General features: G+C 55.1%; 12 protein-coding genes. 4 read left to right on the forward strand and 8 right to left on the reverse strand.

What is annotated here, in order from left to right:
* Positions 1-39: 39 nt before the first annotated feature.
* The 7 genes from EDM57_RS09680 to efeO all read right to left on the reverse strand — a co-directional run bounded on the left by EDM57_RS09680 (position 40) and on the right by efeO (position 7,731).
* Complete coding sequence (locus tag EDM57_RS09680; RefSeq protein WP_122904563.1) at positions 40-1,725, reverse strand: hypothetical protein; 1,686 nt, start codon at positions 1,723-1,725, stop codon at positions 40-42.
* Between the two features lie 23 nt (positions 1,726-1,748).
* Positions 1,749-2,186: a divergent PAP2 family protein gene (locus tag EDM57_RS09685; protein WP_122904564.1), complete on the reverse strand. Its 438-nt coding sequence runs from the start codon at positions 2,184-2,186 to the stop codon at positions 1,749-1,751.
* 24 nt (positions 2,187-2,210) lie between these two features.
* A complete protein-coding gene (locus EDM57_RS09690) occupies positions 2,211-2,567 on the reverse strand; it encodes an SMR family transporter (RefSeq protein WP_122904565.1) in 357 nt (118 codons plus the stop codon).
* Positions 2,568-2,594: 27 nt separating this feature from the next.
* The gene (locus tag EDM57_RS09695) at positions 2,595-3,521 is read right to left on the reverse strand and encodes a decaprenyl-phosphate phosphoribosyltransferase (RefSeq protein WP_122904566.1); all 927 of its coding nucleotides are present in this window, start codon (positions 3,519-3,521) and stop codon (positions 2,595-2,597) included.
* Positions 3,522-3,755: 234 nt separating this feature from the next.
* A complete protein-coding gene (locus tag EDM57_RS09700) occupies positions 3,756-5,537 on the reverse strand; it encodes an FTR1 family iron permease (RefSeq protein ID WP_122904567.1) in 1,782 nt (593 codons plus the stop codon).
* Positions 5,538-5,564: 27 nt separating this feature from the next.
* Positions 5,565-6,839, reverse strand: coding sequence for an iron uptake transporter deferrochelatase/peroxidase subunit (efeB, locus tag EDM57_RS09705; protein ID WP_122904568.1), 1,275 nt, complete (start codon positions 6,837-6,839; stop codon positions 5,565-5,567).
* 4 nt (positions 6,840-6,843) lie between these two features.
* On the reverse strand, positions 6,844-7,731 hold the full coding sequence (efeO, locus tag EDM57_RS09710; protein WP_122904569.1) for an iron uptake system protein EfeO: 888 nt from the start codon (positions 7,729-7,731) through the stop codon (positions 6,844-6,846).
* Between the two features lie 46 nt (positions 7,732-7,777).
* Here efeO and EDM57_RS22980 point away from each other — a divergent pair, with 46 nt between their 5' ends.
* From EDM57_RS22980 to EDM57_RS09720, 3 genes are all read left to right on the forward strand, one after another.
* Entirely contained in the window at positions 7,778-8,035 is a 258-nt protein-coding gene (locus tag EDM57_RS22980; protein ID WP_148039104.1) for a hypothetical protein, read from the forward strand.
* 51 nt (positions 8,036-8,086) lie between these two features.
* Positions 8,087-9,184 carry a nitric oxide synthase oxygenase gene (locus EDM57_RS09715; RefSeq protein WP_122904570.1) on the forward strand — a complete coding sequence of 366 codons (1,098 nt, stop codon included), beginning with the start codon at positions 8,087-8,089 and terminating at the stop codon, positions 9,182-9,184.
* A gap of 149 nt (positions 9,185-9,333) precedes the next feature.
* Complete coding sequence (locus tag EDM57_RS09720) at positions 9,334-10,275, forward strand: iron-hydroxamate ABC transporter substrate-binding protein (protein WP_425455793.1); 942 nt, start codon at positions 9,334-9,336, stop codon at positions 10,273-10,275.
* 74 nt (positions 10,276-10,349) lie between these two features.
* Here the strand turns inward: EDM57_RS09720 and EDM57_RS09725 are convergent, their stop codons facing one another.
* The gene (locus EDM57_RS09725) at positions 10,350-11,981 is read right to left on the reverse strand and encodes a family 10 glycosylhydrolase (RefSeq protein ID WP_122904572.1); all 1,632 of its coding nucleotides are present in this window, start codon (positions 11,979-11,981) and stop codon (positions 10,350-10,352) included.
* A gap of 202 nt (positions 11,982-12,183) precedes the next feature.
* Between EDM57_RS09725 and EDM57_RS09730 the strand changes: the two genes are divergently transcribed.
* The coding region (locus tag EDM57_RS09730; RefSeq protein WP_122904573.1) for a PGAP1-like alpha/beta domain-containing protein at positions 12,184-13,006 on the forward strand (823 nt) is incomplete at its 3' end.

Raw genomic sequence — 13,006 nt, forward strand, 5'->3', positions numbered from 1 at the left:
GGGCATACAGAGCGGGCGGCGAATCACCAAGCAGGTTGGCTACTGCAAGTAGTAAACCGCCCGTGAGCCGACAATGGTTTCGACATTTTGCCCGTCAGCAATTTTTTTCTCCACGAACAAAATTCCGGCTTCCTGCAGCCGCACGCGGTTGGCGTTGAAGTGGCGGAAATCGACGACCATCGTCTTGTCTGTGGCTTGGATGTCTTGCAACTGCTGTCGCGCCATGGCATTGATGAATGCTTGCGACAGCAGATGCGCACTGCCAACCAGCAGCATGTTGACGAACAGGACGCCGATCAGAATGGTGCTTCCGCGGCGCAACCAGGTAGAGCGTGTCTCCCAGCCTGCCAATGCCACGATCACGGGAATCAGCCAGAGCTGGGGCACATACCGCGCCCACCAGCTTTCCGGGTTGACGAGCACCGTGACGAGCAGGATGCCGCTCGCGATAAAAAACGGCACGGCTTTCTTCCGCTCCGCGCCAACAAGCAAGCCGAGTGCGAGCAGGAGGGCGATCAGCACAGCTCCCCCGAACCACGGCCCGAAGCCTGCTACGCGGACGTCGGGTGAGACAAATGCTGCCAACTCAGAAAGTGAGACGGTAAAAGGCCATTTCAACGTCGTTTCGTTTGGCCTGGCGATGTTTTCCGACTTGGCGAACAGCGAAATCGCAAGCTTGCTCAGCGAGCCTATGTCTTTGAAATCACGCGGGCTGTTCGAGGTCATAATATCGACCGCTCCCTTGCCCGCCAGCGGATAAAACGGATGCCCTTTGCCAAGCGTGTTGGTGACGTAAGGATTGTAACCCACGACCAGGACGGTGACGACCAGACTCGCCGCGAGCCACGCCAGAAGGCTTTTCCAGCGTTTTTGCCGATCGTAGAAAAAGAAAAGCACAAGCAAGGCACAGCCGAGCAGCACAGCGTACACCAGCGCCGTGAATTTAATCTGGGCCAGGAGCATGAGAGCCGAGCAGAGAGCCAGCACGATCCAGATGTGATAGCGCTTGAGCAGCAAGTACCCGAGCGCGCAGATGATGAGTACGAGCGAGCCAAGCTGTCCGTCAATGTAGTAGGACGTAGCCTGCGTGACGCTGACCGGATTGCCGGCCAAAAGCAGCGCCAGGACGATCCCCAGCCGTTTTTTCGCGGGAAAGGCGACGCGCAGGGCGGCCAGACTGAAGAAAAAGGAAGCGGCGATGAGCAGCAAGTTGAATATTTTCCCGACTTCAATCTGGTCTGTCAGCTTGTACATGACAGCATCCAGCATCCACGGCCCTTTAGCGTAATGATTGATCCAAAGGTGGAACGCAGACAAAATCTCCTTGCTGTCCATTGTCTCGATTGTTTGGGGGAGCGGCTTCGACACGGGCGCATCGTGGACCGGATTCCAGCCGTTTTTCAGCAAAATGATCGCTTCCTGATGATAGGTTTGCCCGTCAAAGGAAAGGTCGAACGTATTGGCGCTGATGACCCAGCTGCTTCCGACGACGAGCCCGAGTCCCGCGAGCAGGGCGAGCAGCCAGATACGACGGTGCCGCGGCACAAATACGGCGATCATGGCGAGCATGCAGGTCAAAGCGACGAAGACAGCAAGCCAGAAGCTGAATGCAGTGACCGGGATGCCCAACAAAAAGTAAATCGAGGTGCAAAGCATGATTGCGGTCATAAAAAACAGCAAAGTAGCCCCGAGCAAAAACGAATACGTTGCAGTACGGTTATTCATCTGTATGTCTCCTGTTTTGCAATCTACGAAAGGACAGGGAAGGCACCAGCCAACAGGTGCAACAGCGTGGCGAGCATGATTCCCAGCACCAGCCCTCCGGCAATTTCCCATCTGGTATGGCCCATGCTCTCGCGCAGCGGTGTGGGCAAGGGCTTGTCAGGGTGCTCCTTTGCCAGCTCGTTGAGTGCGGCGGCGTGCTTGCCTACAGCTCGGCGCAGCCCTGTGGCGTCAATGATGACAATAAACGTCACCGCCACCCCCAGACCGAAAACAGGATGAGTGAAGCCCTCCTGCAAGCCGATCAAAAACACGGTAGTGACCATGACGGTCGTGTGCGTGCTGGGAAAGCCGCCGTTTCCGACCATCCTTTTCGCTTCCGGTCCAAAGCGAAGGTAGTTGATGAGAAATTTGGTTACTCCAGACACAAACCAGCCAATAAATGGCGCGATGGCATACAACATGGGCAAGCTCCTCTTTCATGGTGATTACGATTGGGAAATGACAACCACGCCAACGACGATGATCGCAAGCCCGACGATACGTGTGAGCGAAAGCGGCTCGTGAAAGATCAAAAAGGACAGTCCCGCTACCAGCACGTACCCGAGAGCCGCCATCGGATACGCGTAGGAAAGCTGCACCTTTTCCAGCGCAGCGATCCAGATGAACGCAGACAGCCCGTAAAGCGCAAGCCCCACCATGATCGGCAGGTTGGTGAAATAATGCAGAAACTTCAACAGCAGCATGTCATTGCTGCTGGACAGCGAAGACGCCCCCATTTTCATGGCAATCTGACCGCATGCGCCAAGCAGCACCGAGATGAGAATCAGAACGATAGATGGCATAAGGTGATCCACAACCTGTCTGTGTAATTAAAATTCAAAGGTGTAAATGATGCCCGCTACGGTGATGGCGTAGAGGACGACGGTGATGAGAATCGGCTTGTCCTGCACCAGCACTTTTTCCGGACTGCCGCCTTTGTCGGTAATCGTAATCAGGTACAGGTAGCGGAAAATGCCGAAAATCACAAAAGGGATCGTCCACATCAGATGAATCGTGCGTCCCGAAGTAAAGGTGAACAAGCTGTAGCTGATAATCGTCGCCGTAGTGACAATCGTATTCAACTGATTCAACAATTCGGACGAATAGCTGTCCAATACTTTGCGATGCGTCCCTTTGTCTGCTTGCAGCAGCAGCAGCTCATGACGGCGCTTGCTGATCGCCAAAAACAGGGCAAGCAGCATGGTGCAGAGCAAAAACCACGGCGTGAACGGCGTGTTAATCATCAGGCTGCCGCCGATCGCCCGCAGGACAAAGCCTGCGGAAATAATCATCACGTCGAGAATGACGACGTGCTTGAGCTTGAGCGAATAGGCGACATTGAGCACAAAATAAACAGCGAGGACAACTCCGAACAACCGATCAAAGTAAAAAGCGGAAAAAAGCGAGCCAGCCAACAGCAACGCACCAAACGTCAGGGCGAGCGCAGGCGGCAGGGCGCCGGAGGCCATGGGCCGAAATTGCTTTTCCGGGTGGTTCCGGTCGTTTTTGATGTCCACGAAGTCGTTCAGGATGTAGACGCAGCCGGATACGAAGCAGAACAACAAAAACGCGAACAGCGATTTGCTAATGACATCGGTACTCACTTTGTGCAAGGAAAACAGCAGTGCCGCGAAGACGAGCAAATTTTTCGTCCACTGGTGCGGCCGCAATTGAAGAATCAGCAGACGGACGATATTTTGCCGGACGCGGGGAGCCGTTTTCACGTCAACTTTTACAGAATTAGATGTTACCTCCATGTTTCTCTCCAATCCAAAAATATTTCTATCCTCCTAATGACGAAAAATGTAAATGGAAGGTTACACCTATTGTATATGATGTTCCTTTTTCATCAAAATTTGTAATAATTGAATATATTTTGTCGATTGTGTAAAGGTCTGGATTTTCCGGTTGGAGACGGCGGGGCAAATAAAAACGCAGCTTCTGGCAGAGTGTAGTGCCAGAAAGCTGCGTTTGTCTTTCGTTCGGCCAGTTTACGCGTTGACCGCTTTGGTTGGCCGTTTCCACGAGTAAATCGACAGGTTAAGCAAAATGACGGCCAGAATGACAAGCTGCGGAATCGTCGTCTCCCAGTTCGCATAAATGCCAAGGTCCGGCAGGTGGAGCAGGAAGTCCTCGCCGTGCGCAGGCAGAGTGCCTGTGACCTGCAGCGCGTGGATGCTGACCCCGATAAACTTGAAGGCCATGTAGTAAAGCAGCAGGCTGGCGATGAGAAAGAACGGACGGACCGGAATCCGCGCACTAAGCCGGATGAAGCCGAAGCTGATGACGGCGAGCACGACTAGCGCTCCGACGATGCCGAGCATCAGGTCGGTCATGGAAATCGTCGCGGCCATCCCCATGTAAAAAATGATCGTTTCTGCGCCTTCGCGGACGACAGCGAGAAACGCAGTAAAGGCAAGCGACCAGAGCGCGCCTTTTGCCAGCGAGGTACCGATTGATTTTTGCACAAAATCGTTCCACGCCTGCAAGTTCGACTTTTTATGCAGCCAGGCGCCGATGGTCAGCATGAAGAATACGGCAATCAGTCCGGTAATGCCTTCGATTGTCTCGCGGGAGCTGCCTGTCGCGAGGTTGGAAAAGACGATGCTGAGCACGACGGCGAGGATTGCCGAAGCCGCTACTCCGAGCGCCGCGCCAGACCAGATCCATTTGCGCTTGTCCGCATTTCCTGATTTTTGCAGGAAGGTAAGCAGCGAGACGATAATCAGAATCGCTTCCAATCCTTCGCGGAACAAAATCAGTCCCGCATCCCAGGCGGTGTAGGAGGAAGCAGTGGAAAACGGCTCCAGCTCTGCCTTCATCTCGGCGAGCAGGGCGGCTGCTTTGTCCCACTGTGGCGGACTGGACAAGATCAGCGTCGGTACGGCGACCATTTTCGCTTCTATGCTGCTGTAGGTCGCGGGCGATTTGGTCATGACCACGCCTTCCACCAGAGGCCAGGTGGCGATAAAGGTATCCATCTTTCCGGCCGCTTCCTCCGCGTTCTGGCTGGCGATGTCCGCCTCCACAGCGCCGATGAGTCCCAGCAGGGAGGAGATGGACGGCTGCTCTGCCGAGCCTGCCGCCCCCGCAGCCTGCTGTCCGGCTTTTCCCGCCACGTAGTCTTGGACCGCCTGCAGCAGTGTTTGCAGTTTTTCCGTACTTTTTTGCGGATGGGGCGGCTCGGTGTTCAGGGCGATGCGCGCGCCGCTTATTTTCACTTCCATATCGCCGTAAATAGCGGCGTTTTCCGAGCGAACGAGGCTTTCGGCCTTGTACCAGCCTTCAACGAAGCTGTTGTACTGCTGCTTGGCTTGTGTCCAGTCGCTTTTTTCGACAGCAGCCAGGCTTTTTTCCAGAAAAGGCAGCAGGGCAGCGATTTGCTTGTGCGCCTTTTCTTTTGGCTGTGCCGGTGCTTCCTGGGCCGTGACGTAGCGATCGGCAGCTTTGGCCAGGTTGGAGATGGCTGCGGCTGCGTCCTCCGGCTTGGCTTGTGCCTGGGCGAGGGCTTGCTCGGCTTGCGCGATGGCCGCCGACAGCGCCTGTGCGTCTGCGGAAGAATCCGCTGCGTTCGCAGCCCAGATCGTCTTCATGCTGGCAACGGCTTTTGTCGCTTCGTCCCAGTTTTTATCGCCGCTGCTGATGAGCGCGTCGCTGGAGAGAGCGATCAACTGTTTGAGCTGTTCGGAAGCAAGTGGCGCTGCGAAGGCAGCCGACAGCCCGGAGAAAAGCAGCAGCAGGCAGAGGAAAACAGAAAAAAGGTATCGTTTCAAAGGGTTCACTCCATCCTTGCTAGTTGGTTAAAACAGTGTGTCTCCGATGTAGCCGCCTTCGCTGGCCCCGGGCAGACAGGCGTACAGACCGCTGCCGACGTGGGTGATGTATTCGTTGAGCAAATCGACAGATGCGAGCTTTTGCTGCATCGGGATAAACTGCTTGCGCGGGTCGCGGTTAAAGCAGATGAACAGCAGTCCGGCGTCCAACTGCCCGGTTCGCGCATCCAGTCCGCTGGAATAAGAGTAGCCGCGGCGCAGTATTTTGACTTTGCCGTCCATGTGGGCGAGAGCGACGTGGGAGTTGGCCGGAATGACCGGATTGCCGTTAGCGTCCTTGCGATCCAGCTCCAGATCGTCGAACTCGTTTGTTTTTCCGAGCGGCGCACCGGAGTCGCGGTGTCGGCCAAACGTATTTTCCTGGTCGTCCAGGGCAGAGCGGTCCCAGACCTCAATCCGCATGCGGATTCTGCGCATGACCATGTAGCTGCCGCCAGCCATCCAGGCCGGCTCGTCCGAAGGCTGTACCCAGACGATTTCATTCGCTACAGCCGGGTCGCTGACCTGCGGGTTGTTGGTGCCGTCCTTGAAGCCCATCAAATTGCGGGGCGTGGAACCGCTCGGATCGGCCGCGCCTGTGCGCTGGAAGCCCTCCTGAACCCAGTGGAGGACCGCTTTGCCGCGCGCGATGCGGGCCAGGTTGCGCAGCGCGTGAAAAGCCACCTGCGGATCGTTGGCACACACCTGGACGACGATGTCGCCGTCAGACCATTCCTTGCGTATTTCGTCACTGTTGAAGCGGGGCAGGTCGACGAGAGCAGCAGGGCGTTTGCCAGCCAGTCCGAAGCGTCCGTCGAAAAAGGAAGAGCCGAGTCCAAACGTAATCGTCAGGCGCATCGGATTCAGCCCCGCGCTCTCGCCTGTATCGGCAGGCGGGAGGTGAGGGCTGCCGCTTTCTTCGTCCACGGTTTGTCCGGCGGTCAAACGGGCTGCAGCGGCGGTCCAGCTCTGGAACAGCTTGCGCACATCGTCGAGCGAGGTCGTCGTCAAATCAAAAGCACCCATGCAGATAAAATCCTGCATAGGTGTAATGATCCCGGCCTGATGCTTGCCGTAAAAAGGAATGATGCCGTCGGCAAGCACAGGCGTTGCAGCGGCTTTTTCGCTGGTGGAAGCGGACGGCAGCAGCGATTTCATGCCAGTAGCGCCGAGAATCAGCCCGAGTCCGCCGACACCTGCCAGCTTCAGCGCCTCGCGACGTGTCAGCTTCGTGTTGTCGCTTGCGGGATGCTTGTTTTCCATCAGGTTAGCCTCCAATGATCGTGCCCATTTTGGAGAGTGGTTCAGCCAGGGCATCGAGAGACTGGCTCAGTTTTTTCACCTGGTCTTCCTTCAATTCGGTGTACAGCACGTAGCCGTTGCCCTTGCGGTAAGGCGCGAGTGCTGCGTCAAGCTCGGCAAAACGGGTTTCGATCTCTTTGGACAACGCTTCGTCCTTGGCGTCGAGAGCAGGCTTGAGCACTTTGAAAATCTCGTGTGCGCCTTCTACGTTTGCTGCGAAATCGTACAGGTCGGTATGGGAGTAGCGCTCTTCCTCGCCTGTCACCTTGCTGGTCGAAACTTCGTTCAAAAGCTCTACTGCGCCTGTTACGAGCATTTTCACGTCGATCTCCACGCTTTCGACCTTCACGCGCAGCTGCTTGACGTCTTGCAGAAGCTGGTCTGCCACCGGGCCTTGGTCAGCGACAGATTTGGTTTCCCAGAGCGCTTTTTCCAATTTGTGATAGCCGCGCCATTCGTTATCGGGTACATCGCCTTCGCGGGCATCAATCCACGGGTCGAAGTCGCCGAGCGATTCAGCGATCGGCTCGATTCGTTCAAAGTAGGCGCGAGCCGGCGCGTACTCGCTTTTCGCTTTTTCCATGTCGCCAGCCTTGACGGCGGCCGTAAAGCTTTCCGTCGCTTTTACCAGCTGGTCTGTCTGTTCAATGACCCATTTGCGGTAGGCATCGATTGGAGCTTGCAGGTCTACGGCAGCGGTGTTCGCGGTGGTTTCGGTAGCGGCTGGCTTGTCCGGTTGGGCGGCCTCAGGCTTTTTCTCTTCCTTTGCCGTCTCCGCGCTGCCGCAAGCAGACAGCAAGAGAGAAGATCCGAGCACAACGGCGGACAGCGGATAACCCCATTTTTTCATCATGTAAAAACACATCCCCTTACTTACCATATAAGTAGATTATTATTAGTTGATAATAAAAATCATTATCATTCAAAAAGAATGTAAACCTTTCTCTTGCGATTTGCAATCTATTTTTGAATCTTTGCCGCTGGTTCATTTTGCAAGCGGGGCAGGGGCGGGCGGAAAAAGGCTGCCGAATCAGGGGAAACAGCCAGGGTCACATCAGGTGGCGCTGGCTGTTGTTGTCACAAAGATGGCACGAGGTTTTACAGTTATGTGGCGAAACGCCCGGGAGATTGGTAATGCAGGTTGGGGAAAATTATAATGAAGCTACATACAATGCGGGCAAGCGCCTTTCAGCGGGAAAGAGGGTACTATGAAACAAAATCAATTGATGGAAGCAGCTTATCGCTTTATCCGCATCTGCTACAGCGAGCTGAACAAGACTGCGGCCGAGACAGAGCAGCGTTTGCAGGAAGTCCGGTACCAGATCGAGTCACAAGGCTATTACGAGCACACAGAGGAAGAACTGCGCCACGGGGCGAGGATGGCCTGGCGCAACAGCAATCGATGCATCGGACGTTTTTTCTGGGAATCGCTCATTGTGATGGATGAGCGTGGTGTCCGGACAGAGGAGGAGATGGCCCAGGCGTTGCTGCGGCACATTGAGTTTGCGACGAACGGTGGGAAAGTGCGTCCGACCATTACCGTTTTTGCCCCTGCCATACCGGGGCAGCCGCAGATGCGCATCTGGAACCATCAGTTAATTCGCTACGCCGGGTACGAGACGGAGTACGGCATCCTGGGCGATCCGGCTTCACTTGAGCTGACGAAGCTTTGTTTGAGCCTGGGGTGGCAAGGGGCTGGCACGCCCTACGACATCTTGCCGCTCGTCGTGCAAATTGGGGATCGCAAGCCGCAATTTTTCGAGATACCAAAGGAGCTGGTCATCGAAGTGCCGATCACGCACCCGGAAATCGCGGGCTTCGCAGACCTTGGCCTGCAATGGTACGGCGTGCCAATCGTCGCGGACATGCGCCTGGAAATCGGCGGCCTGGATTATGTGGCGGCTCCTTTTAACGGGTGGTACATGGGGACTGAGATCGGGGCGCGCAATCTGGCAGACGAACAGCGCTACAACATGCTGCCAAAAGTCGCGGAGGTCATGGGCCTGGACACGAGCCGGGAAGCGACGCTCTGGAAAGACAAGGCGCTGGTGGAGCTGAACGTGGCCGTGCTGCACTCCTTCAAGGAAAAAGGCGTTTCGATTGTCGACCATCACACAGCCAGTCAACAGTTCAAACGCTTTGAGGAAAGAGAGGCCAAAAGTGGCCGGAAGATCACAGGGGACTGGACGTGGCTGATTCCGCCGATTTCTCCTGCGGCCACACACATTTTTCACAGGATGTACGACAACAAGATGGAGTCGCCGAACTTCCACTATCAGGCGAAGCCGGATTTGCCCCAAACATAGGGAAAAAGCAAGGGAAATGTCGCAGACGCTGGTTTGCGGCATCGGGAATTTGTGATAAAATTAGTCGATAATGATTATCATTGTTGAAGTTTTGGGGGAGATTCATTTTGCACCAGGCAGGATCTTTGAAAGTCATCTTACTGGCAGTGATGCTGGTTCTCGTCGGGGCTTTGGCGGCATGCGGACAAGCTCCGGCCAATAATGCCGCCCAACCGGCGCAAGAGCAATCGGCTGCTCCAGCCCAAACCGAGAGCAGCGACGAATTTATCACCTATCAGGCCGTTAACGGAGAGGTGAAAATTCCGAATGACCTAAAACGAGTGGTCGTGCTGGCAGACAGCTACGTCGGCGATTTTCTCGCTTTGGGCATCAAGCCGATCGGGATTACCGATCATGTAATGAAGAACCCGTACATGAAAGGCAAGCTGGACGGCATTGAAAGCGTTGGCGACGGCTCTTCCGTGGAGAAGGTGCTCTCGATGAATCCAGACTTGATCGTTGTGTTCGATGGTGACAAAAATCTCGCGGAATTCTCCAAAATCGCGCCGACTGTTGCGATTCCGTACGGCAAGAAAACATTCCGTGAGCAATTGTTGGAGTTTGGCAAAATGACGGGCAGGGAAGACAAAGCCAAAGAGTGGATTGCTGCCTGGGACAAAAAGATCGCTGAGGTGAAGCCAAAAGTACAGGCGGCAGTAGGGGACAAAACCGTTGCCATTTTGCAGCCTTACGCCAAAGGCATTTACGCATTCGGGCACAACTACGGCCGCGGCGGCGAAATCATTTACGGCGAATTTCAGTTGAAGGCGCCTGCTGCTCTGCAAAAGGCTGCCATCGACAGCGGCACCGGCTGGGCGCAAGTCTCGCTGGAAACATTGCCGGACTTCGCTGGCGATTACATTTTCACAAGCGCCTGGAGCGGCGATGATGCCGATCCGGAGAGTGTGTACGGCTCCGCAGTCTGGAAGGGACTTCCGGCCGTGAAAAACAACAAGGTGTTCCGCATCGACCGCGACGGCTCTTACTTTAACGATCCGGTCTCCCTGGAGGCCCAGCTCGATTTCATTGTAGAAAAACTGACGCAAAACTAAGCTCATGCAAGGGAAAACCCCCGAGCAAAACGGCGATTGTACGCTGCTTTTGGCTCGGGGGTTTTTGCTGTTGCCTAACGGCTGTAGTAGCTGCTGAGTGCTTGCAGCAGGCCCAGCGGGTTTTTGCGCAAATCTTTGGCGCTGAAGAAGACGCTGCCCTGGACTTCAGGGATCGTCGCATTGAAATTCAGTTGATTGATAATTTCCTGAGAACTTTGCCACCCTGCTTCGGCTGTGCCTAGCTTGTAAGGCGAATGGCCGATGAACAGTTTGACGTTGGTGCCGCGCACCTCGTTGGCCCACCAGGTAACGAGCTTGTCGTACTGGGCAGGGGCAAAGGAGAGACTCCAGTAAATTTGCGGAGTGACATAGTCCATCCAGCCTTGCTTGATCCAGGTGCGGACATCGGCGTACATATGGTCATAAGCCGTTACGCCTGCTTTTGTATCAGACCCGGTCGGATCGACGGCGATGTTGCGCCAGACGCCAAACGGGCTGATGCCGAACTGGACATGCGGCTTGGCGCTTTTGATCGCCTGGTTGAGCTGCTGCACGAACTGGTTGATATTGTCGCGTCGCCAGTCTGCTTTTGTTGCGATTTTTTTGCTGTTGTAGCTTTTGAAGGTCGCATCGTCGTTAAAGGTGCCGTTGGACGGATAGAAGTAATCGTCCAGATGTACGCCGTCGATGTCGTAACGTTGCACGACTTCCATGATCTCGGCAATGATTTGCTGGCGGGCTTGCGGGATGCCCGGATTGATGTACAGCTTGTTGCTGGAATTGACGATCCATTCCGGATGCTTTTTCACGACGTGATTGGCCGCCAGTTGGTCCGTTTTCGCATCCACGTTGGCGCGGAACGGATTGAACCAGGCGTGGAACTGCATGCCGCGTCGATGTGTTTCTGCGACCATGAAGGCGAGCGGGTCGTAACCGGGATTTTTTCCCTGGGTGCCCGTCAAATATTTGGACCACGGCACGAGCGAGGACGGGTACAAGGCATCTGCCGAAGGGCGCACCTGCACGAACACGGCATTCATGCCCATCGCTTGCAGCTCGTCCAAAAGCTGTATGTATTCCTGCTGCTGTTTGGCCTGGTTGCCGTAGGAGCCGGTCGAAGGCCAGTCCAGATTGTACACGGTCGATACCCATACGCCGCGCAGCGAACCGTTGCTGGAAACGGGAGCTGTTGGCACAGCAGGCTGCGAGCTGTTGTTTTCACCTGGAATGTCCTGTGGAGGCGGTGTGACGGCTACGGGGCTTCCCGTCGACAGCGTGATCGTTCTCGTTTCCTGTGTCCAGCCCACTTGCAGGCCAAGCTGCTCGGAAACAAACCGCAGCGGAACCATGACCCGGCCTTGCTTGTTCTGAACAGAAGCATCGAGCGGCACGGTGCTGTCGTTTACGAGCGCGTAAGACTGGTTCACCGTCATGGACAGCACGGTATCGTCTTTCAAGATGGTAGCCGTCTGCAAATTTTGATCCCAGTACACTTCTGCACCGAGATTTTCGCTGATGACCCGAAGCGGGACCATCGTGACATTGACTTTGGGGATGATGTACGGAGCGACGTCGCTTCTGACTTGTTGCCCGTCCAGAAAAATGCTGATCGCAGGAGTTGTCTGCGCAGCCTGCACAGATGTCCCCATCGCTGGCATGCACAGCACGAACATCAGCAACAGCATAAACCACTTGCGTAACTTCATTTTGGGAATCCTCCGACACGTATTATTTGCTGCAAAACTCTCGCTAATCGTTAGACGTCTTATTATATCGTTTGTTACGGCGGCGTGGGAGGAGAATGAACACGATTTTCGTTCATTTGAACAAAAAAGGTTAATTGGAACCACACAAGCCGACGGGGAATAGGCAAAGACATAGGCCATTTTCAGGGAGAGGAATTGCTGCATGAGTTCTTTTCTGCAAAAGGTGCCGATTGTGTTTGTACCGGGGCTGTTTGGGTCGATGAACGATCAGATTATACCGGGGACGGGGGAATGGAGTTTTGGTCTTGCGCGAACCGCATACGAGCCGTTTGTTCACATGCTGGAAAAGATGGGGTACCGACGGAATGAACTGTTGTTCATCGCTTTTTATGACTGGCGCAGGCCGATTGGCATTTCCGCGGAGCAGTCTCTTCTGCCCGTCATTCAATGGGCGAAGCAGGTGGCGGGTGCAAGCCGTGTCAATCTCGTCTGCCACAGCATGGGCGGTCTGGTAGCCAGAGCGTACGTGCAAGGCGATTCGTACCAAAACGACGTGGACCAACTGCTTGTTTTTGCCACGCCGAACGCAGGCTCGCCGATCAGCTACTGCTACTGGGCAGGCGGGAAGCTCCCGCGCTCGGTTCCGGGCAAAAGAAATGTGCTGGAAATTTACATGAATGTATACCTCGCCTATTTGGAGCAGGGCAGGCCGTTCAAGCGTGTCCAGGCGATCCAGAGACATTTTCCAAGCCTGCTTGACCTGGTGCCGGCCGCTGACTACGGAGATTACTTGCTGGAGAAGAAAAACGGGGCGGAGAGCTTTGTTCCATACGACAGCATGGTTGTCAAAAATCATTATATGGATCTGCTCAACAGCACGATGTCGCTGATTTACGAGCGCAACATCCGCGTCACGGTCGTGGCGGGGATTGGGCAGGAAACGATTCATTACTTGCGCACAGTGCCATCGCTTTCCCCGACCAAATGGGTCGACGGGAGAGTCGTGGGCTCGATCAGCAGTACGG

The organism is Brevibacillus gelatini, from assembly GCF_003710935.1.
In the GTDB taxonomy this organism is placed as follows: Bacteria; Bacillota; Bacilli; order Brevibacillales; family Brevibacillaceae; genus Brevibacillus; species Brevibacillus gelatini.

Coding starts and splice junctions, on each gene's coding strand:
- EDM57_RS09720 (WP_425455793.1), top strand. CDS start 9,334: ATGCTGGTTCTCGTCGGGGCTTTGGCGGCATGCGGACAAGCTCCGGCC.
- EDM57_RS09715 (WP_122904570.1), top strand. CDS start 8,087: ATGAAACAAAATCAATTGATGGAAGCAGCTTATCGCTTTATCCGCATC.
- EDM57_RS09680 (WP_122904563.1), bottom strand. CDS start 1,725: ATGAATAACCGTACTGCAACGTATTCGTTTTTGCTCGGGGCTACTTTG.
- EDM57_RS09685 (WP_122904564.1), bottom strand. CDS start 2,186: ATGTTGTATGCCATCGCGCCATTTATTGGCTGGTTTGTGTCTGGAGTA.
- EDM57_RS09690 (WP_122904565.1), bottom strand. CDS start 2,567: ATGCCATCTATCGTTCTGATTCTCATCTCGGTGCTGCTTGGCGCATGC.
- efeB (WP_122904568.1), bottom strand. CDS start 6,839: ATGGAAAACAAGCATCCCGCAAGCGACAACACGAAGCTGACACGTCGC.
- efeO (WP_122904569.1), bottom strand. CDS start 7,731: ATGATGAAAAAATGGGGTTATCCGCTGTCCGCCGTTGTGCTCGGATCT.
- EDM57_RS09725 (WP_122904572.1), bottom strand. CDS start 11,981: ATGAAGTTACGCAAGTGGTTTATGCTGTTGCTGATGTTCGTGCTGTGC.
- EDM57_RS09695 (WP_122904566.1), bottom strand. CDS start 3,521: ATGGAGGTAACATCTAATTCTGTAAAAGTTGACGTGAAAACGGCTCCC.